Genomic DNA, 19946 nt, shown 5'->3' on the forward strand with positions numbered 1-19946 from the left:
CTCTTTCTTTTTAGCATAGTATGAAAATTCATTAATATAAGGAGCTGTCCAGAAAGTCAAATCCCCATTTGAAAACACAAAATCATAAACATCGATATATCAACGTTTCTGAAACATTAATAGGCGTCAATAAGCCGTAAAAACGACTTATTAAACAGCTCCATCAATTTCCCACTTTTCCCTTAAAACGACTTTTTTCATGCAATAAACTGATGTTCATAGCAAACAATAAGTGCTGAGGTGATAGAAATGGGAAACCCTTCAGTGCGAATTTGTTTGCTTTTTTTCTTCATATTCCACGTTTTAGATGTAACTGCTTTTGCAAAGACTTTCCCCGAACATCCACAAATCCCTGAAGAGAATGCGGATGAACAAGTGACAATGATCATTGTTTTGTCAGATCAGAACCTTTCAAAAATAAAAGAGTTGGTTCAAAAAAAATATCCTGAAATAAACATTTGCTGGGAATATAAAAAAACGTTTGCTGGATTTTCTGTGAAAGGAAAAAAAAGAGACCTCGATCAGCTTGTAAAGGAGCCTTACATTGAACATGCAGAGCCTGTAACGACTTTTCAAGCAACGGTTGAAGAAAGTGTTCCTTTTATAGGCGGCATCGATGCACGCGGCTATTTTGACGCGAAGGATGAAAGATTGACGGGAAAAGGAGTGAAAGTAGCTGTTATAGATACGGGGATCGACTACAACCACCGAGATTTACAAAAAAATTATCAAGGCGGATTTGATTTTGTAGATCTAGACAAAGACCCAATGGAAACAGTCGCGAAAGACAATTCGAGGACAATTCACGGCACTCACGTAGCAGGAATTATAGCCGCAAATGGAAAATTGAAAGGGGTTGCTCCGGATGCCTCCATCATTGCCTATAGAGCGCTTGGCCCTCATGGATACGGGACGACAGACCAAGTTATTGCAGCGATTGAAAAATCGATTGAGGATCAGGTAGATATCGTAAATCTTTCTCTTGGCAATGATGTGAACGGCCCGGATTATCCGACAAGCCTGGCGTTAAACCGAGCCGTTGAAGAGGGGATAACTGCAGTTGTATCAAGCGGAAACTCTGGTCCTAACATTTGGACCGTCGGTTCGCCTGGCACTGCAAGCAAAGCAATTTCCGTCGGCGCATCGACACCGCCGCTTGACGTAAAGTATTTAACCCTTTCAGGATTTCAAAAGAAAATGCCAGCTGACTCTTTGTTCAATTCTGCCCCTTGGACAACAATTAGAGGACGAATAGAATATGCAGGCTTAGGGGAGAAAAAAGACTTTAAACCTTCTGTTAAAGGAAAAATAGCCTTGGTGAAGCGCGGGGAAATCACGTTTGCCGAAAAAGCGAAAAATGCAAAATCAGCCGGAGCCCAAGCGTTGATTATTTACAACAATATGAAAGGGAGATTTACCGGCAATTTAGAAGAAAAAATTGACCTTCCTGTTGTGTCCATCTCAAAGGAAGATGGCGAATGGCTGCGCAAACTATTGAACGAAAAATCGTTCATAAAAACAATCATTCGGACAGAACAAGATCGCCTCGCACCCTTTTCATCAAAAGGACCGGTAACAGTCACATGGGAAGTGAAGCCCGATCTTGTCGCGCCTGGTGTAGGCATTGACAGCACAATACCTAAAGGGTATATGGCTCTTCAAGGAACAAGCATGGCTGCTCCGCATATAGCAGGCGCAGCGGCATTGATCAAACAAAAGCATCCAGATTGGTTACCGGAACAAATAAAAGCAGCTATGATGAATACTGCTAAACCGCTTTATAATCAAAATGGAAGGCTGTACAAGGTGTTTGAGCAGGGGGCGGGAAGAATCGATATTTTATCAGCTGTTCAGACAAGAGCTCTCATTTATCCGGCATCTCTATCATTCGGTCAATTTCACAAAAATATCGGCAGGAAAAAGAAAGAGATCACGTTAACTCTTGAAAATCTCTCCGATCAAGAAAAAACGTTTGTTTTTTCTAAACCGCATTATCAAAAAGGGGTTCAATGGCAGCTCCCTATTTCCGTAAAGGTTCCTGCTAACGGGAAAAGAGAAGTATCCGTCTCGATTGATGTTGCACCGAAATCATTGAGGGAAGGATTGTATGACGGGACTCTTCTTGTGACGGGCGGCAGCCAGACAATCCGCCTTCCATATTTATTCGTTGTTGGCGAACAGAGTTATCCAAAAATCATGGGATTTGAATTTGGTCTTGCCGATCAAGGGAATATGTACCATTATGAACTTTATTTGCCGCAAGGGGCGGATGAATTCGGGATTGCCTTGTATGATCCGGATACTTTAACATTCAAAGGGTTTTTAGACTGGCAAAGAAATATCCCGGGAGGTTTGTTGAAAAGAGATATTTCCGGGCAATTTAAGGACATTCCAAACGGCGTTTACAAAGCGCTTATTTTTGCAAAAAAAGACGGGGAAGAAAGCAGCTATGAAACGACAATCATTTTAGATAAAAAAATATTAAAAAGTCAATAGAAACAGCAAATATATTTGTGAACAAATTGTGATATTCTTAACAAATAGCTCAACTTTTGAAGTGAAACAGATTGACATTGAATGGTGCCTATTGTATGCTAAACGGGGTGGGATGATAAGGTTTTCAACAGCCTTTTGATATAATAAAAAATAAGGTAATTTTATATTGTGAGGACATACCCAATGCGGCAAAAAGAGCACCATCCGCTCCGAGCATACGCTTTAATGACCGCCATTCTTTCCTATTTGGCAGGATCAGTGCTCGTTGGGGTTTTTGCAGGAAGATGGCTTGATCGACAGTTGCATACAGAACCCGTTTTTTTGATCATTGGTCTTCTAATTGGACTGGCTGCGGGAATAGTTGCGATGCTGAGATTAGTCCAACATTTTTTTCAGGAGAATGAACGGTAACTATGGATCGTATTGAAAAATTGTTTGTGCGCAGCAAAAAATATTTGCTGTTTTTGCTTGCCATCTATGTGTTAGCATGGGGGTTTACTCCTTATCAAGATATTTTCCTCGGTCTTGCCCTTGGTACAAGCTTTAGCCTCTATAATTTATGGATACTAGTGCGTAAATCAAAGCAAATACAGCAAGCAATTGAAGAAGGCCGTACAGCACGTTCGCTTGGAACGGTTTCAAGGATGGCAGCCGCAGGATTGGCGGTATTAATCGCACTCAAATTCCCTGAACATTTCCATTTAATTAGCGTGGTTATTGGTTTAATGACAATATATATTGTCATTATGATAGATTCTATTCTATACATTTGCGGACAAGCTTGGGAAGAGAGGTGAATTTTGTTGGGTCACGAAGCGCCGATAGTAAAATTATTAGGGCTTGAATTTAATTTGTCCAATATTTTGATGATACTTGTTTCTAGCGCAATTGTATTTATCATCGCCGTATTGTCGACCCGCTCTTTGGCAATGAAGCCAACGGGCATGCAAAACTTTTTGGAATGGGTCATGGATTTTGTGAAAAACATTATTAACAGCACGATGGACTGGCAGACAGGCGGCCGATTCCTTACATTAGGAATGACGCTCATCATGTACATTTTTGTTTCCAATATGCTTGGTCTACCATTCGCTATCGTTGTTGACCATGAACTTTGGTGGAAATCGCCTACGGCTGATCCTACTATAACGCTGACACTGGCCATTTTAGTCGTCGGTTTATCGCATTATTACGGGATTAAATTAAAGGGCTTTTCCGCCTATGGAAGCGACTTTTTCAAGCCACTGCCGTTTTTGTTCCCGCTTAAAATTATTGAAGAGTTTGCAAACACGTTGACGCTTGGTCTTCGTCTTTACGGTAACATCTATGCTGGGGAAATTTTGCTAGGTCTGCTTGTCAGCTTGGCAACTAGCGGAGCATTTGGCTTCCTCGGGGCAATTATTCCGATGATGGCGTGGCAGGCATTCAGTATTTTTGTAGGTGCAATCCAAGCTTTTATCTTTACAATGTTGACAATGGTTTATATGGCGCATAAAGTTAGCCATGACCATTAAAAATAAATGACTTCATCATTATGTTTGTGTAAAAAATTATCTTTAAACAAATAAAGGAGGACTTTATTCATGAATTTATTAGCAGCTGCAATTGCAATTGGTTTAGCGGCACTTGGTGCTGGTATTGGTAACGGACTTATCGTATCTCGTACAGTAGAAGGTATTGCACGTCAACCTGAGGCGCGCGGTATGCTTCAAACAACTATGTTTATCGGGGTTGCGTTGGTTGAGGCGATTCCGATTATCGCGGTTGTTATTGCATTTATGGCTTTTGGTGCATAATTCAAAAATTTCAAAAGAGCCTTGCCCAGATTGGTGTTGGAAAAAGGCTTTTTAGAAGTGCATGCAATCAATTTGCGTGAAGTCCGAATCGAAAGGACAGCAAGTGAAAAAGAGGAAATGGCGAAGTTTTTTAAGCATCTTCGCCATTCCTTTATGTTGTGAATGGTAAAAGAGTCCCAATATAGCCGGTAGTTGGAGAATGGAAGTTTTGAAGGGAGTGAAACGAAGCCGTGTTAACAGTTGAATTTGCCCTCGGAGCTGGAGGCTTCGCAGCAGGAGATATGCTCGTTCAGCTCGTCGTATTCTTAATTTTGTTAGCATTGCTCAAAAAATATGCTTTTGGTCCGCTTATGGGCATTATGAAACAGAGGGAAGAATTTATTGCAAATGAAATAAATGCTGCGGAAGAAAAGCATGCGGAAGCCAAAAAGCTTGCCGAAGAGCAGCGTGAGCTATTAAAGCAGGCCCGCATCGAAGCACAGGAGCTTGTTGAAAATGCGAAAAAACTTGGCGAACAGCAAAAAGAAGATATTATTCAAGCGGCTCGTGCGGAGGCAGAAAGACTGAAAGAAGCAGCCAAAAAAGAAATCGAACACGAAAAAGAGCAAGCTGTTGCTGAATTGCGTAATCAAGTGGCATCATTATCCGTTCTTATTGCTTCCAAAGTGATTGAAAAAGAATTGAATGAAGCTGAGCAAGAGAAGCTGATCAATGATTATATTAAAGAGGTAGGAGAACAATTATGATTGGCGGAGTGGCAAAGCGCTATGCGTCAGCTCTTTTTCAAATTGCAAAGGAAAAAAATCAAGTGAAGCAGTTTGAAGAAGAATTGCGAATTGTAAAGCAAGTGTTTGTTGAAAATCAAAAAATGCTGCAAATTTTAGAGCATCCGAAGGTGTTGCTTGAAAACAAAAAATCATTAGTCAATGAAGCGTTTTCTTCATTGAATGCTGAAATTATCAATACTCTTCTTCTGCTTATCGATCGCCATCGCATCCGCTTAGTTTCTGAACTTGTAGATAACTTTGTGGAGCTTGCAAATGAAGAACAGCAAACAGCAGAAGCAACGGTTTACTCCGTCCGTCCGTTGAAGGATGAAGAAAAGCAGGCTCTTTCAGAAGTATTTGCGCAAAAGGTCGGAAAAAAATCGCTTAAGATCACAAACATCATTGATCAGAACTTAATTGGCGGACTGAAACTTCAAATCGGCAATCGTATTTTTGACGGTAGCATCAAGAGTAAGCTCGAACGCATCGGGCGGAATTTAGCGAAAAGTTCGTAGATAGGGGTGAAACTCATGAGCATCAAAGCTGAAGAAATTAGTGCACTGATAAAAAAGCAAATTGAAAACTATCAGTCTGAAATAGAAGTTAGCGATGTCGGCACAGTTATTCAAGTAGGTGACGGGATCGCACGTGCTCATGGCCTCGACAATGTCATGGCCGGTGAGCTTGTCGAATTTTCAAACGGCGTTATGGGATTAGCCCAAAACCTTGAAGAAAATAACGTCGGTATTGTTATTTTAGGCCCTTTTAAAGACATTCGTGAAGGCGATGAAGTGAGAAGAACAGGACGGATTATGGAAGTTCCTGTTGGAGAAGAGCTGATCGGCCGCGTTGTAAATCCGCTTGGACAACCAGTGGACGGGTTAGGCCCGATTGAAACAACAAAAACACGTCCGATTGAAAGCCCTGCCCCAGGCGTCATGGACCGGAAATCTGTTCATGAACCGCTGCAAACGGGTATTAAAGCGATCGACGCTCTTATCCCAATTGGCCGCGGACAACGCGAGCTCATCATCGGTGACCGTCAAACAGGTAAAACGCAAATTGCGATCGACACAATCATTAACCAAAAAGAAGAAAACATGATTTGTATCTATGTTGCGATCGGACAAAAAGAATCAACAGTTCGAAATGTTGTTGAAACACTCCGTAAACACGGCGCATTAGATTATACGATCGTTGTAACGGCATCTGCGTCTCAACCGGCTCCATTGCTTTATTTGGCCCCATATGCCGGTGTATCTATGGGCGAATATTTTATGTACCAAGGAAAACACGTCCTTATCGTATATGATGATCTTTCAAAGCAAGCTGCCGCTTACCGTGAGCTTTCTCTATTACTACGCCGTCCACCTGGACGTGAAGCGTTCCCTGGGGATGTCTTTTACTTGCACTCCCGTCTATTGGAACGCGCAGCAAAACTTAGCGATGCAAAAGGCGGCGGATCTTTGACGGCATTACCATTTGTTGAAACGCAGGCTGGCGACATCTCAGCTTACATTCCTACGAACGTAATTTCCATTACAGACGGACAAATTTTCTTGCAATCTGACCTATTCTTCTCAGGTGTGCGTCCTGCGGTAAACGCCGGATTGTCCGTTTCCCGCGTCGGCGGTGCAGCGCAAATCAAAGCGATGAAAAAAGTTTCGGGTACGCTTCGGCTAGACCTTGCAGCATACAGAGAGCTTGAAGCATTCGCTCAATTCGGTTCTGATCTAGATAAAGCAACTCAGGCGAAGTTAAACCGCGGTATGCGTACAGTTGAAGTATTGAAGCAAGGCATCAACAAGCCGATCCCAGTTGAAAAACAAGTCATGATCCTTTACACCTTAACAAAAGGATTTTTAGATGATATTCCTGTTGAGGATATTCGCCGCTTTGAAGAAGAATTTTATGCTTATTTAGATCAAAATGAAAAAGAGCTTCTTGAAGAAATCCGTTCGACAGGAAATCTGCCTGAAGACGAGAAAATGGAAAAAGCCATCAAAGGATTCAAAAAAACTTTTGCAGTTTCTGAATAAAGAACGATAAGGCTGTGAAAATACGGGGATTCTTTTCACAGCCGTTTTCAAAACATGATCGGCTATTTTTCAAAAAGGTGGTGAGAACCTTTGGCATCGTTGCGCGATATTAAAACACGCATCAATTCGACGAAGAAGACAAGCCAAATTACAAAGGCGATGGAGATGGTTTCAGCTTCGAAGCTGAATCGGGCGGAAACCAGCGCCAAGTCATTTGTGCCTTATATGGAAAAAATTCAAGAAGTTGTGGCAAACATCGCCCTTGGGAGTACGGACGTAAGCCACCCGATGCTTGAAAAGCGTCCGGTCAAAAAGACAGGATACGTTGTCATTACATCGGATCGCGGGCTTGCCGGTGCGTTTAACAGCAACGTGCTGCGCGCCGTTTATCAAACGATTCAAGAACGGCATCGTTCGACGGATGAATATGCCGTGATTGCCATCGGAAAAGTCGGCCGCGATTTTTTCAAAAAACGCGGTATGCCTGTCGTTGAAGAAATTGTCGGATTAGGCGATGATATAAGCTTTTCGGATATTAAAGAAATTGCTTCCAATACAGTCAAGCTGTTCGAGGATGGAAAAGTAGATGAAATTTATATGTTCTACAACCATTATGTCAGCGCCATCCAGCAGGAAGTAACGGAGAAAAAGCTGCTGCCGCTTTCGGACATCGCTGCGAATAAAAAAATGACGTCTTATGAATTTGAACCGTCTCAGGAAGACATTTTGGCAGTGCTTTTGCCGCAATATGCTGAAAGTTTGATTTACGGCGCCTTGCTTGACAGCAAAGCAAGCGAACATGCTGCGAGAATGACGGCAATGAAGAATGCAACAGACAACGCAAAGGAACTGATCAATACGCTGACTCTTTCCTACAACAGAGCTCGTCAGGCAGCGATTACGCAAGAAATTACAGAAATTGTTGGCGGGGCATCAGCGCTTGAATAGATCACTGAAACAGTACGTTAGGAGGGAAACAGGAACATGAAAGGACGCGTAGTTCAAGTAATGGGTCCGGTAGTGGACGTAAAGTTTGAAAGCGGACATTTGCCGGAAATTTATAACGCCCTAAAAATTTCACATAAAGCGCGCAATGAGAACGAGGTAGACATTGATTTAACGTTGGAAGTAGCGCTTCATTTAGGGGATGACACCGTTCGGACAATCGCTATGGCTTCAACGGACGGCGTAACGCGCGGAATGGAAGTCGAAGACTTAGGCGCTCCAATCTCCGTGCCAGTTGGAGATGTCACATTAGGACGGGTATTCAATGTGTTAGGGGACCATATTGACCTCGGAGACCCAATTCCAGCGGAAGCGCGCCGGGATCCAATTCATAAGCCTGCTCCGAAATTTGAACAGCTGTCAACACAAGTTGAAATTTTGGAAACAGGAATTAAAGTTGTTGACTTGCTTGCTCCATATATTAAAGGTGGAAAAATCGGCTTGTTCGGCGGTGCAGGAGTTGGAAAAACGGTTTTAATCCAAGAGCTGATCAATAACATTGCACAAGAGCACGGCGGTATTTCCGTATTTGCTGGAGTTGGGGAGCGTACTCGTGAAGGAAACGACCTATACTTTGAAATGAAAGACTCCGGCGTTATCAGCAAAACAGCAATGGTGTTCGGACAAATGAACGAGCCGCCTGGAGCGCGTATGCGCGTTGCATTAACAGGTTTGACAATGGCTGAATATTTCCGTGATGAACAAGGGCAAGACGTTCTCTTCTTCATCGACAACATCTTCCGCTTTACACAAGCTGGTTCCGAAGTATCTGCGTTGCTTGGACGTATGCCTTCTGCTGTTGGATACCAACCGACGCTTGCGACAGAAATGGGACAATTGCAGGAGCGGATTACATCAACAAACGTAGGTTCTGTTACATCGATTCAGGCGATTTACGTGCCTGCTGACGACTATACAGACCCTGCTCCGGCTACAACATTCGCACACTTAGATGCGACAACAAACCTTGACCGTAAGCTGTCAGAGATGGGTATTTATCCAGCGGTGGATCCACTTGCTTCAACGTCACGTGCATTGGCTCCGGAAATCGTCGGTGAAGAGCATTACAACGTTGCCCGCCAAGTTCAGGCAACATTGCAAAGATATAGAGAGTTGCAAGATATTATTGCAATCCTTGGTATGGACGAGCTTTCAGATGAAGATAAGCTTGTTGTACATCGTGCTAGAAGAATCCAATTCTTCTTATCACAAAACTTCCACGTTGCTGAGCAGTTTACAGGGCAGCCTGGTTCATATGTGCCTGTAAAAGAGACTGTACGTGGATTTAAAGAAATTCTTGAAGGTAAGTACGACCACATTCCTGAAGATGCGTTCCGCTTAGTGGGCACAATTGAAGATGTCCTTGAAAGAGCGAAGCAAATGGGCGTTGAAGTATAATATTTTGGGACCCTAGGAGGAACTGAATATGAAGACCGTACAAGTCAGTGTCGTCACTCCCGATGGCCCAGTTTATGATGCGGATATAGAATTGGTCAGCGCCAAAGCTCAAAGCGGCGAGCTTGGAATTTTGCCTGGTCATATTCCAATGGTTGCGCCGCTTGCAATTGGCGCAGTTCGGCTGAAAAAAGGAAATAATACAGAACTCGTGGCTGTCAGCGGAGGTTTTTTGGAAGTTCGCCCTGATAAAGTCACGATCTTGGCACAAGCAGCTGAAAGAGCTGAAGATATCGATGTTGCCCGCGCGGAAGCTGCAAAGAAACGTGCTGAGGAACGCTTGCAGCGCAAAGGCCAAGGGCAGGAAGACATAGATTTTAAACGCGCTGAACTGGCGCTGCAACGTGCTATCAATCGTATTAACGTGGCGAAAAAGAAATTTTAATTTCTCATTTAAGACGTCCCGGCATTTCCGTTCGGGCCGTCTTTTTTGAAAAAACTAGGAAGATCATGATGATGGCTATTTTGCAATGTTGGCACTAGCCTGGGTGGAAAAGATCGGCATCTTACTTTTATTGACAGCAAAAAATGGACAACATGTAATCGCATCATTCAACTCTAAAACTGCAAATCCAAAATAACGAATTAACCTCCTATCTACATTCCACATCAATGAATGCTTCATTTACAAGAAATAACAACATGAAAAAAACTGCCTAACCATTGTTTTTCACAAAATCAAATAAAAAGTGTGCATGAACAGGAAAGATTTTTATATAATAAAGTGGGTTTGTGAAACAGGAAAGGAAGATTTCGGAAGGAGGAGTAATGTGACGGGGCTAGGCCAGCAGGCGCTTATTAGCATCATAGTAAATTTAGTGTTTATTTTTCTTACTTGGCGGGCTTTACAAGCTCTTCAAATTGAAAAAATCATTCGCAAAGGAAGAGTTGTCGAGACAAGGCTTTTGCTCATTTTATTGACCATCGCCATTGCGTCATCAGTGAGCAATTTTTTCTTGAACTATTTTTTTTGGTCGCAGCAGCTGCAATATCTTTTTTAAACATGTCGAGGGACAATGAATACATAAAGGCTGTTGTCTAATCTTGACGACTTTTTCCACGTATGCCAAAACCCTTTCCGGCAACACTTTTAATAAGGAAAGGGTGATGGCGGTGAAAAATTTATATTTTGTCTTTATTTTCATATTTTTATTCGGTTTTCTTTTGTCAGTTTGGCACACAGAACGAACGAATGCTGAAAGACACGATATTCATGTAGAGGAAATCGTGGAGCAATTTCATCAACAAAACATAGATGTGGCAGAATGGTCAATTTTTGCAAAATTTTCTTTTTCTCAAAAAAGCAAAAAAGTGAAACGAATCTACACACAGTTTCGTCAATTTAATTGGTCTTACTTGGAAAACGGTAATTTTGAAAAGTGGACCGGCACTTATTACAACAGCGATAAGCAGATCACTGAAACATTGCAAATTATTAAACCTCATGCAAAAGCAAGCCCGAAAATTCAAGTTATATATGAAGCAACAGGGAAACGTTGGAATGGCCGTGCATGGATGAAGCTGGAGCGCTATTTTAACCGTCACATTTTCGACAAAATTCCAGGAAATCCTACATTTTTCACTTGTGTCAAAGGCTATACAGATGATAAGATGAAAGGTGTTTTGTTTTTTGAGGCAAATAACCTTTTAAAAAGGTTTCATGCAAAACCGGTGGAAAGCTTAAACGAGCAACGCTTCGTTTCCATATCCGGTTTTACAAACGATTGGGATCATTCTATTAAAACGAAAAATGGAAAGATGAACATTCAAATTTCGCTCAGAAGTGCAGGAATGGGCGAAAGAACTACTGTAACAGTAGGAACACCTATTATTACAACTGAATATTAATATAGAGAAAATGGGACGCGGAGGGGAATACCTTGGAAAAAATCATCGTCCGCGGCGGTCGAAAGTTAAACGGTACAGTAAAGATCGAAGGAGCCAAAAATGCCGTTTTACCTGTCATCGCTGCATCTTTATTAGCTAGTGAAGGAAAGAGTGAAATTTGTGATGTTCCTAAGCTCTCCGATGTTTACACGATAAACGAAGTTCTCCGCTATCTCGGAGCAGAGGTTCGTTTTGATGGTAATCAAGTAGTTGTCGATGCATGCGGAGAGCTTTTAACGGAAGCGTCATTTGAATATGTTAGAAAAATGCGTGCATCTGTGCTTGTTATGGGACCTCTTCTTGCCCGCAAAGGCCGTGCACGTGTTGCTTTGCCGGGAGGATGTGCCATCGGATCCCGTCCGATTGATCAGCACTTGAAAGGCTTCGAAGCGATGGGTGCAACGATAAAAGTCGGCAACGGCTTTATTGATGCAGAAGTGAATGGCAGACTTCGCGGAGCCAAAATTTATTTGGATTTCCCAAGTGTCGGCGCAACAGAAAACATTATGATGGCAGCCGCACTTGCAGAAGGAACAACTGTAATCGAAAACTGTGCAAAGGAGCCTGAAATTGTCGACCTTGCGAATTTTATAAACAAAATGGGCGGAAATGTCCGTGGCGCAGGCACTGGTACTATCAGAATTGAAGGTGTAGATTCCTTGCACGGTGCAAAGCATTTAATTATTCCAGATCGTATTGAAGCAGGAACATTTATGGTTGCTGCTGCCATTACGAAAGGGAATGTCCTTGTAAAAGGAGCAGTTCCAGAGCATTTGACATCATTAATTGCGAAAATGGAAGAAATGGGCGTAACCATTATCGAGGAAGAAGAAGGCATTCGTGTCATTGGTCCGGAAACATTGAAGGCAGTGGATATTAAAACAATGCCTCATCCAGGTTTTCCTACTGACATGCAGTCTCAGATGATGGCCCTGCTGCTTCAGGCAAACGGAACTAGCGTAATTACCGAAACGGTATTTGAAAATCGCTTTATGCATGTAGAAGAATTTCGTCGTATGAACGGAGATATTAAAATCGAAGGCCGCTCTTGTATCATCAACGGTCCTGTAAAGCTTCAAGGTGCAGAAGTAACGGCAACCGATTTAAGAGCGGCAGCTGCATTAATTTTAGCTGGGCTTGCTGCAGAAGGGTATACACGGGTTACGGAGCTGAAGCATTTAGATCGCGGCTACGTCCGTTTTCATGAGAAGTTAAAAGAACTTGGCGCAGATATTGAACGCGTCAATGATGAAGCTGACATCCCGGCAATTGCACAACAAGCCGTTGCAACGAATTTAAATGTATAATTTCACAAAAGAAGCTAGCCTCTTTTAGGAGATGCTAGCTTCTTTTTCGTATTACCCGCTTATTTTTTTCATATTTTTTCGTTTCATACATAAAACTCCCCCTGCAAACAGCATCTCCGATTTCAGTCATAAAAGGTTGTCCTTCCCCATAAACTTTACTGAAGTCAGAGAAAAAGAAATGGGGGCTTGAATATGAAACGAGTGAAACCGTTCTTTGTTTTTTTTGCAGCAATATTTTTCATTATTTTAATGGTGCCAAGTTTGCTGGTAGCCCCGTTTGCCGAAAAGACGAAAGCTACGCTTGGCGAGGAACTAGCCGAGAAGAAAACAACGGATGTGCTACAAAAGGAATCAAAAGTTTCTGTACCGATTTATCGTTCCCAAGAAAAAAAAATTGATGAAGTTCCGCTTGAAGAATATGTGGTCGGTGTTGTCGCCGCCGAGATGCCCGCAGAATTTGAAAAAGAAGCGTTAAAGGCTCAAGCTTTAGCTGCTAGAACGTACATCGTGAAAGAGCTGTTTACGGGCCAAAATGTCGGCTCTCCCGAAGGAGCGGTAGTCACGGATACTGAGCTCCATCAAGTTTATAAAAATGAAGAAGAATTAAGGAGAATTTGGAAAAAAGATTTTGATTGGAAAATAAAAAAGATTAAAGAAGCTGTTGCCGAAACAAGAGGCCAAATTTTAACGTATGACGACAAGCCGATTGATGCTTCTTTTTTTTCAACGAGCAATGGATATACGGAAAATTCGGAGGCCATTTGGCCGAACGCCCTTCCTTATTTAAAAAGCGTGGAAAGCCCTTGGGATGAGAAATCGGAAAAATTTCTCGCCAGGGAGGTATTCACCGTTCAAGAGTTTGAACAAAAATTAGGGATTAAAATAGGGAAAGGCAATTCAATTGGAAAAATTATCGAAAGGACGCCAGGACACAGGGTCGCTCTAGTCGAAATTAACGGGAAAAAGTTTACTGGAAGGGAAATAAGAGAAAAGCTAGGTCTAAGGTCAACGGATTTTTCGTGGACATTGAAAGGCGACCAAATTATTGTTACGACAAAAGGATACGGACACGGAGTCGGCATGAGTCAGTACGGTGCCAATTTTATGGCGCAGGAAGGGAAAAATTATAAAGAGATTGTCTCACATTACTACCAGGGAATTGAAATTTCGCAAGCTAACCCGTTTTTATCAAAATATATGGCGAAAAAATAAAAAATCGGTGCGTTTTGTAAGAAAATCGGTAATCGGTTTTCTCACATATGTTTCTTTAGGGCAACTGCTGATAGTGCCATTAAGCTGCCAACTTCATTTCGAACTAAATGAAATATTGATCGATTCGATAAATTCTTTTTTAGAGGGGCTGTCCAGAAAGTCAAATCCCCATTGAAAACAAAAAATCATAAACACCGATATATCAACGTTTCTAAAACATTCATGGGGGCGTCAATAAGCCGTAAAAACGACTTATTAGACACCCCCTCTTTTTAATGCTGCTAATTTGCAAAAAAACGTTTTCAGCTTCGATTCGTCTTTTTGGAAATAAAAGATTTTGACGATATAGTAGGATGCGAAAACACCGATTGTATCCTTAATAAGATCAATGATTGTCGCAGATCTTGAGGGAACGAAATATTGATGAATTTCATCACACAGCCCGTAAAAAACAGCGATCATCGCTGAGGCGAAACTTAATTTTTCTGTAAGCTTTTCATGGACAGCGAAGGCGAAAATGAAAAGCCAATAAAGAATTCCGAACTCAATGAGATGAAGCGACTCTTTCAATAAATGGTCGAACGAAAACGGCGTTTTGACGAAAGTGTCAGCTGGATAGCTCGACAAGATCCAAATGACCGCCATATACATAATCGGTAAAATACTGATTACATATACCGCAAACTTCTTCATGATCCAAACTCCTTCAAATATTTTTCAACAATATGCATAGAAAAAAACAAATAGCAAAAAATAAAAGAAAAAATTTTATTTTGATGTATAGATTCTCTCAAACTTGTTCACAATGGTTGCTGAGGTGATGAACAATGAGAGAGGAAGAAAAGAAACGTACTTCTCAAGGCTCGAAGTTCCAACAGTTTTTCAGAAAAAAATGGGTTTTTCCTGCTATTTATTTAGTCAGTGCAGCCGTTATTTTAACAGCCGTTTTATGGTATCAAGCAATCCGCAACAATGATGCAAACGATTTATCAACGGACGATGGTACAGATGTTTCCTATAATGAAGATCAATCGGTGGAAGTAAATCAATCCGTCGAAAACTTCAAAATGCCGGCCATCGATCCTGATTCTGTGAAGGTAGTAACAAACTTTTATGACTTTAATGCTTCAGAAAAAGAACAAGAAACGGCACTTGTCTTCCATAATAACACATACCATCCAAACCAAGGTATCGATATCGCATCAAATGATGGAAAAGCATTTGAAGTCACTGCATCTTTAAGCGGAACGGTTGCAAAAGCTGAAAAAGATTCTCTTTTAGGATATGTCGTAGAAATTGAACATGAAAACGGTGTAAAAACCATTTACCAATCGCTTGCCGATACGAAAGTACAGGCCGGCGACAAAGTTAAACAAGGAGAAATTATCGGACAAGCTGGGAAAAACCAATTCAATAAAGACGCTGGCGTCCATGTTCACTTTGAAATCCGCAAAGACGGTAAAGCCTACAATCCATTAAACTACATGGACGAGCCGTTAACAAGTTTAACTGAAAAATCTGTTGAAGAGCCTTCTGACGGGGCAGCACAAAAAGAAGATAATAAAGATGGAGAGGAAGCTACTTCAGACGAAACAGCCCCATCAGATGAAACTCAGCCTGATGAAGAACAATCTCAGTCAAAGGAAAATTCAGAACAAGAAAAATCTGATAATTCTACAACTAAACCTTAACCAATACAATCCTACTCAAACGAGTAGGTTTTTTTTTGTCTAAATCATATCTGGTAAAAATTAAATGAGCATAGGCTGCTGAATTTTTCATAAAGAACAGACTGAAAAAATTTTCATAAACGGTACAAGAAACAACGTACGGTAAGGTGCAAGCGAGAAAGCAGGCTTGCCGAAGCATTTTTTAAAAACATAATGTGAAGCGATCGAAAATTCACTTTATTCCATATATAATAGAATCAATCTAAGCAAGAGAAAGGAAGAAGCACGTGGAAAATATTCTCTTTCGAGATGCAACGATACATGACTTGCCTAAAATCGTCTCGATCTACAATTCAACGATCCCAAGCCGGATGGTGACAGCTGATACTGAACCTATTTCAGTGGAAGACCGCATACAGTGGTTTCATGAGCACAATCCAAAAACGAGACCGTTGTGGATGATCGAACAGGATGGAAACGTAGCTGGCTGGCTCAGCTTTCAATCCTTTTATGGAAGGCCTGCTTATAACGGAACTGCGGAAATTAGCATTTACATTGATGAACAGTACCGGGGAAAACAAATCGGCGATTTTGCCTTGAAGACCGCTATACAAAAGGCTCCAAGCCTCCAAATAAAAAATTTGCTTGGCTTTATTTTCAAGCACAACATCCCGAGCTTAAAGCTGTTTTACAAAAATGGATTCCGAGATTGGGGGCACTTTCCCCGTGTGGCGGTACTGGACGGTGTTGAGCGAGATTTAGTGATAGTGGGGAAACGTGTAGCCGATTGAACGTATTAACAGTGTCTCCGCTCGCAATATAGTATTTTAGCTTCTTTTTCATTCGCCAGTTGAGAAAAAAGCGTCTTTTTAGCCAAACTGCAATCCTTTTTTAGAACATGATTGTTCGACTGTTTAAATTTGTTTGAATCTATAGACTGATGTTGAGTTTTCCTGCGGAAAATTGTTCGCTGCATGATTATGGGCGATCCTGTTTTCTGGCAGTTTGTGCAGCGAAAGAAATTCAATCAGATCTGCCATCTGCGAGTATGTATATTTTAATTGCGTACCTGAGTATTAAATAAATGTTTGCTTCCATTGAGTGATAGGGGCATTTTATGCTGATTTCTTTTTGATACGAACGCTTCGATTAACGGTTTATGTGGACTGGAAAACTTGCTTAACAGCAGCAATCCACCAGTACTGAAAAAAACATCCGCAGCAGCCGTTTTGGCCGGATTGACAAGCTTTACACAGAAGCAGCAAAAGTAAGTGTTTTGCTGCGTAAAAGCACTTTTTCAAAAGGAGGGTGGAAAACGGTGGAATTTTCGATTCAACCGCTTGGTGATACAGGAATCATCATTCAATTCGGTACGGAGATTTCCGAAGCAATTTATCAACAAATCCGTCAATATGTATATTGGCTGGAACAAAGCTGCATTGAAGGAATAGTCGAATGGGTTCCTGCTTACACCACCCTTGCTGTTTTTTATCGACCAAATATTATTTCGTACGATGAACTTTCTCAAAAGCTTTTAAAAATTGGAGAAAAGATAGAAAGCATGCCAGTGCCGGATCCAATAGTCATTGAAATTCCGACATTATATGGCAAGGAGGCAGGACCAGATATTCAGTTTGTTGCTGAAACGAATGGATTGTCGGAAGAAGAAGTAGTGAAGATTCATTCATCCTCCGATTATTTGATTTATATGATTGGGTTTGTTCCAGGGTTTCCATATTTAGGCGGAATGGACAAAAGAATTGCGGCGCCGAGGAAAAAGACACCCAGATCTAGAATTCCTGCCGGTTCAATCGGAATTGCCGGGGAGCAAACAGGGATTTATCCTTTGGAAACACCGGGAGGCTGGCAAATCATCGGGAGAACGCCTGTCAAATTGTATGATCCGCAGAAACAAGATCCAATATTGCTAAAAGCCGGCGATTACATCCGATTTGTCCCCATTACGGAAAGAGAATATGAAAAAATTGAACAGCAGGTGCTAAAGGGTTCATATAAAGTGGTCAAATATAAAAAGGAGGCGGCAGAAACATGATATCTGTTGACTTAAACAGCGATTTAGGGGAAAGCTTCGGCCATTTTAAAATTGGCAATGATGAAGAACTGCTTCGCTGTATTTCTTCAGCCAACATTGCTTGTGGATTTCATGCCGGCGACCATAATGTCATGATGCGGACTGTAGAGCTTGCGAAAAAGTTTGATGTGGCGATAGGCGCTCATCCAGGGTTGAACGATTTAGCCGGATTCGGACGAAGGGAATTGAAAGTATCTCCTGAGGAAGTCTACAATATGGTCGTTTATCAAATTGGAGCTTTGCAGGCTGTGGCGGCATCAAAAGGGATGAAGCTGAACCATGTGAAGCCCCACGGTGCTCTATACAATATGGCTGAAAAAGACAAGGCGTTAGCGGAGGCGATTGCTCAAGCAGTAAAAGATGTTGACGAGTCGCTTATCCTATATGGACTCTCAGGAGGCGTCCTTTGCCGTGCGGGGGAAAAGATCGGGCTTACGGTCGCGCATGAAGTCTTTGCCGACAGAACGTATCAGCCTGACGGAACATTAACTTCAAGATCAGAAAAAAATGCAATCATACACGATCCAGAGGAAGCGGTAGAAAGAGTTCTCCGTATGGTGAAGGAGGGAAAAGTAGCGGCAATAAACGGGCATGACATCCCCATTCAAGCTGATACAATCTGCATCCATGGCGACGGTCCGAAGGCATTAGCATTCGCTGAAGCTTTAAAAAGCAAACTGGAAGAAGAAAATATTCGTATTGTCAATCCGGGAGCGAAAAAAGATGAAAGAAATATTGTTAGTTGAAAAGCCTGGTTTGTTAACGACTGTTCAAGATTTAGGAAGAACGGGCTATCAGCAATACGGAGTTGTTGTTGCCGGCGCTATGGATTCGTTTTCCATGCAAATCGCAAATCTTTTAGTCGGCAACCGAAAAGATGAAGCGGTGCTGGAGGCAACAATCGCAGGTCCTTCCTTAAGGGCCGTCCGTGATATTGTGATTGCGATATGCGGAGGCGATCTAGCGGCAAAAATCAATGGGAAAGACGCTCCGTTATGGAAAAGCGTGCTGCTGAAAAAGGGAGATCAGCTTTCTTTTACCGGCTTGAAAAGCGGAGCGAGAGCCTATATCGCAATCGCAGGCGGAATTAACGTCCCTAAGGTCATGGGGAGCAAATCAACGTACTTAAAAGCGGGAATAGGAGGATTAAATGGAAGAGCCCTTCAAAAAGGGGATGTAATCATGGGTTCGGATGCTGTAAAAACAAGTACGATTGGCCGAATGTTATCCCCTTCCCTTATCCCGAAATACGAAAAGCACATGACCATTCGCATTGTCCCGGGTCCACATGAAGAGGCGTTTACAAAAGAAGGAATCGACACTTTTTTTTCTTCTGTATATGAAGTCACACCGCAATCGGACAGAATGGGCTATCGGCTGAAAGGGCCGAAAATTTCTCATAGAAAGCCTGCCGACATTTTGTCGGAAGCTGCTCCCCTTGGCGGAATTCAAATACCTGCTGACGGACAGCCGATCATTTTAATGGCTGATCGGCAAACAACGGGCGGATATACGAGAATCGGAACAGTCATTACAGTGGATTTGATGTACGTTGCTCAAGCGGTGCCAGGGGCAAAGATTCGCTTTCAGCCGGTTTCCGTTCAAGAGGCTCAAAAGCTTTATTTTGAGCAGATGCGCATCATGCGCCAAATATCAGTCGGAGCTGGCATATATGATGAATAAACGAAAGTTTGGAAAGTGAACATATATGATCATTGAACGAAATTTTATTAAATAGACCCGATAAGGTCTGAACAATTTCGGTATCTGCGCTAATAAAAGCCTGAACAAGTCAAATATTTTTAGGAACATAAAAAAGCAAGAGAGAACTTGTCCACATTGCCGAAGAGCTCATCAAAAATGTTTTTCTGTTTTGTCATAAGAATCAAACCATTCTCCATTTCTCGACATCTGTTCCAAAAAGGAGCAGATGTTTTCTTTTTTTCACTGGAATTATACATATTTCCCGGAAAATGATTGGCATATATCGTCGAAAAACTAATCAATGAAAAGTGTCGAAACATGCCCTCGACTTTAAGTGGAAAATAAATTTTCATAAATCCCTTGTCCTTCTTGACTTTTCAAGAATATATCTTCACCCAAGCTAATAAAATGTTACAAACCTAACAAGAGAGTGTTTGAGGTGAGGGATCGTGGAGATAGATGATCAATACAGCAAAAATGGCAACTTTAGATTCTACATCATGTATATAGCTGTAT

The 19946-nt window shown here is 41.8% G+C and carries 21 protein-coding genes; 20 read left to right on the top strand and 1 reads right to left on the bottom strand.

Translation table 11 applies throughout. The features are described 5' to 3' along the window. Positions 1-249: 249 nt before the first annotated feature. From NSQ61_RS16885 to spoIID, 15 genes are all read left to right on the top strand, one after another. Positions 250-2496 (top strand): S8 family serine peptidase, encoded by a 2247-nt coding sequence (locus tag NSQ61_RS16885; RefSeq protein ID WP_340807629.1) that lies wholly within the window; start codon positions 250-252, stop codon positions 2494-2496. A gap of 183 nt (positions 2497-2679) precedes the next feature. Continuing rightward, on the top strand, positions 2680-2907 hold the full coding sequence (locus NSQ61_RS16890) for an AtpZ/AtpI family protein (protein ID WP_066251303.1): 228 nt from the start codon (positions 2680-2682) through the stop codon (positions 2905-2907). A 2-nt stretch (positions 2908-2909) separates the two neighbouring features. Further along, positions 2910-3293 carry an ATP synthase subunit I gene (locus tag NSQ61_RS16895; RefSeq protein ID WP_063389019.1) on the top strand — a complete coding sequence of 128 codons (384 nt, stop codon included), beginning with the start codon at positions 2910-2912 and terminating at the stop codon, positions 3291-3293. 6 nt (positions 3294-3299) lie between these two features. Continuing rightward, positions 3300-4010, top strand: coding sequence for a F0F1 ATP synthase subunit A (gene atpB, locus NSQ61_RS16900; RefSeq protein ID WP_066251301.1), 711 nt, complete (start codon positions 3300-3302; stop codon positions 4008-4010). 69 nt (positions 4011-4079) lie between these two features. Beyond that, positions 4080-4292: a F0F1 ATP synthase subunit C gene (atpE, locus tag NSQ61_RS16905; RefSeq protein ID WP_063389017.1), complete on the top strand. Its 213-nt coding sequence runs from the start codon at positions 4080-4082 to the stop codon at positions 4290-4292. Between the two features lie 281 nt (positions 4293-4573). After that, positions 4574-5038, top strand: coding sequence for a F0F1 ATP synthase subunit B (gene atpF / locus NSQ61_RS16910; RefSeq protein WP_082829615.1), 465 nt, complete (start codon positions 4574-4576; stop codon positions 5036-5038). Further along, a complete protein-coding gene (locus tag NSQ61_RS16915; RefSeq protein WP_340807631.1) occupies positions 5035-5574 on the top strand; it encodes a F0F1 ATP synthase subunit delta in 540 nt (179 codons plus the stop codon). The genes atpF and NSQ61_RS16915 overlap by 4 nt, the downstream gene beginning before the upstream one ends. A 15-nt stretch (positions 5575-5589) precedes the next feature. Next, a complete protein-coding gene (gene atpA, locus NSQ61_RS16920) occupies positions 5590-7098 on the top strand; it encodes a F0F1 ATP synthase subunit alpha (protein ID WP_063389014.1) in 1509 nt (502 codons plus the stop codon). 90 nt (positions 7099-7188) lie between these two features. Continuing rightward, entirely contained in the window at positions 7189-8046 is an 858-nt protein-coding gene (gene atpG / locus NSQ61_RS16925; protein ID WP_066251293.1) for an ATP synthase F1 subunit gamma, read from the top strand. Between the two features lie 36 nt (positions 8047-8082). Continuing rightward, positions 8083-9501 carry a F0F1 ATP synthase subunit beta gene (gene atpD, locus NSQ61_RS16930; protein WP_063389012.1) on the top strand — a complete coding sequence of 473 codons (1419 nt, stop codon included), beginning with the start codon at positions 8083-8085 and terminating at the stop codon, positions 9499-9501. Positions 9502-9529: 28 nt separating this feature from the next. Continuing rightward, positions 9530-9943: a F0F1 ATP synthase subunit epsilon gene (locus NSQ61_RS16935; RefSeq protein WP_340734327.1), complete on the top strand. Its 414-nt coding sequence runs from the start codon at positions 9530-9532 to the stop codon at positions 9941-9943. Between the two features lie 385 nt (positions 9944-10328). Continuing rightward, on the top strand, positions 10329-10559 hold the full coding sequence (locus NSQ61_RS16940; RefSeq protein WP_063389010.1) for a DUF1146 family protein: 231 nt from the start codon (positions 10329-10331) through the stop codon (positions 10557-10559). A 112-nt stretch (positions 10560-10671) separates the two neighbouring features. Further along, positions 10672-11406, top strand: a complete 735-nt coding sequence (locus NSQ61_RS16945) for a YwmB family TATA-box binding protein (protein WP_340807634.1) — start codon at positions 10672-10674, stop codon at positions 11404-11406. A gap of 32 nt (positions 11407-11438) precedes the next feature. Further along, on the top strand, positions 11439-12752 hold the full coding sequence (gene murA / locus NSQ61_RS16950; RefSeq protein ID WP_340807636.1) for a UDP-N-acetylglucosamine 1-carboxyvinyltransferase: 1314 nt from the start codon (positions 11439-11441) through the stop codon (positions 12750-12752). A gap of 192 nt (positions 12753-12944) precedes the next feature. Continuing rightward, positions 12945-13964, top strand: coding sequence for a stage II sporulation protein D (gene spoIID, locus NSQ61_RS16955; RefSeq protein WP_340807638.1), 1020 nt, complete (start codon positions 12945-12947; stop codon positions 13962-13964). A 255-nt stretch (positions 13965-14219) separates the two neighbouring features. Here the strand turns inward: spoIID and NSQ61_RS16960 are convergent, their stop codons facing one another. After that, entirely contained in the window at positions 14220-14657 is a 438-nt protein-coding gene (locus tag NSQ61_RS16960) for a VanZ family protein (protein ID WP_340807640.1), read from the bottom strand. A gap of 134 nt (positions 14658-14791) precedes the next feature. Between NSQ61_RS16960 and NSQ61_RS16965 the strand changes: the two genes are divergently transcribed. The 5 genes from NSQ61_RS16965 (at position 14792) to NSQ61_RS16985 (ending at position 19409) form a co-directional block, all read left to right on the top strand. Then, positions 14792-15655 (top strand): M23 family metallopeptidase, encoded by an 864-nt coding sequence (locus NSQ61_RS16965; protein ID WP_340807642.1) that lies wholly within the window; start codon positions 14792-14794, stop codon positions 15653-15655. Between the two features lie 266 nt (positions 15656-15921). Next, a complete protein-coding gene (locus NSQ61_RS16970) occupies positions 15922-16425 on the top strand; it encodes a GNAT family N-acetyltransferase (protein WP_340807644.1) in 504 nt (167 codons plus the stop codon). Positions 16426-16952: 527 nt separating this feature from the next. Then, the gene (gene pxpB, locus NSQ61_RS16975; RefSeq protein ID WP_117017303.1) at positions 16953-17687 is read left to right on the top strand and encodes a 5-oxoprolinase subunit PxpB; all 735 of its coding nucleotides are present in this window, start codon (positions 16953-16955) and stop codon (positions 17685-17687) included. Next, positions 17684-18472 carry a LamB/YcsF family protein gene (locus tag NSQ61_RS16980; protein WP_063389002.1) on the top strand — a complete coding sequence of 263 codons (789 nt, stop codon included), beginning with the start codon at positions 17684-17686 and terminating at the stop codon, positions 18470-18472. Before pxpB ends, NSQ61_RS16980 begins: the two co-directional genes overlap by 4 nt. Next, on the top strand, positions 18450-19409 hold the full coding sequence (locus tag NSQ61_RS16985; RefSeq protein ID WP_063389001.1) for a 5-oxoprolinase subunit C family protein: 960 nt from the start codon (positions 18450-18452) through the stop codon (positions 19407-19409). Before NSQ61_RS16980 ends, NSQ61_RS16985 begins: the two co-directional genes overlap by 23 nt. Positions 19410-19946: the final 537 nt, after the last annotated feature.

The organism is Aeribacillus sp. FSL K6-1121, from assembly GCF_038003725.1.
Classification (GTDB): domain Bacteria; phylum Bacillota; class Bacilli; order Bacillales; family Aeribacillaceae; genus Aeribacillus; species Aeribacillus composti.

Bases quoted from the DNA above. Each gene is read 5' to 3' on its own strand.
- NSQ61_RS16885 (WP_340807629.1), top strand. From the start codon at position 250: ATGGGAAACCCTTCAGTGCGAATTTGTTTGCTTTTTTTCTTCATATTC.
- NSQ61_RS16890 (WP_066251303.1), top strand. From the start codon at position 2,680: ATGCGGCAAAAAGAGCACCATCCGCTCCGAGCATACGCTTTAATGACC.
- NSQ61_RS16895 (WP_063389019.1), top strand. From the start codon at position 2,910: ATGGATCGTATTGAAAAATTGTTTGTGCGCAGCAAAAAATATTTGCTG.
- atpE (WP_063389017.1), top strand. From the start codon at position 4,080: ATGAATTTATTAGCAGCTGCAATTGCAATTGGTTTAGCGGCACTTGGT.
- atpF (WP_082829615.1), top strand. From the start codon at position 4,574: ATGCTCGTTCAGCTCGTCGTATTCTTAATTTTGTTAGCATTGCTCAAA.
- NSQ61_RS16915 (WP_340807631.1), top strand. From the start codon at position 5,035: ATGATTGGCGGAGTGGCAAAGCGCTATGCGTCAGCTCTTTTTCAAATT.
- atpA (WP_063389014.1), top strand. From the start codon at position 5,590: ATGAGCATCAAAGCTGAAGAAATTAGTGCACTGATAAAAAAGCAAATT.
- atpD (WP_063389012.1), top strand. From the start codon at position 8,083: ATGAAAGGACGCGTAGTTCAAGTAATGGGTCCGGTAGTGGACGTAAAG.
- NSQ61_RS16935 (WP_340734327.1), top strand. From the start codon at position 9,530: ATGAAGACCGTACAAGTCAGTGTCGTCACTCCCGATGGCCCAGTTTAT.
- spoIID (WP_340807638.1), top strand. From the start codon at position 12,945: ATGAAACGAGTGAAACCGTTCTTTGTTTTTTTTGCAGCAATATTTTTC.
- NSQ61_RS16960 (WP_340807640.1), bottom strand. From the start codon at position 14,657: ATGAAGAAGTTTGCGGTATATGTAATCAGTATTTTACCGATTATGTAT.
- NSQ61_RS16965 (WP_340807642.1), top strand. From the start codon at position 14,792: ATGAGAGAGGAAGAAAAGAAACGTACTTCTCAAGGCTCGAAGTTCCAA.
- NSQ61_RS16980 (WP_063389002.1), top strand. From the start codon at position 17,684: ATGATATCTGTTGACTTAAACAGCGATTTAGGGGAAAGCTTCGGCCAT.
- NSQ61_RS16985 (WP_063389001.1), top strand. From the start codon at position 18,450: ATGAAAGAAATATTGTTAGTTGAAAAGCCTGGTTTGTTAACGACTGTT.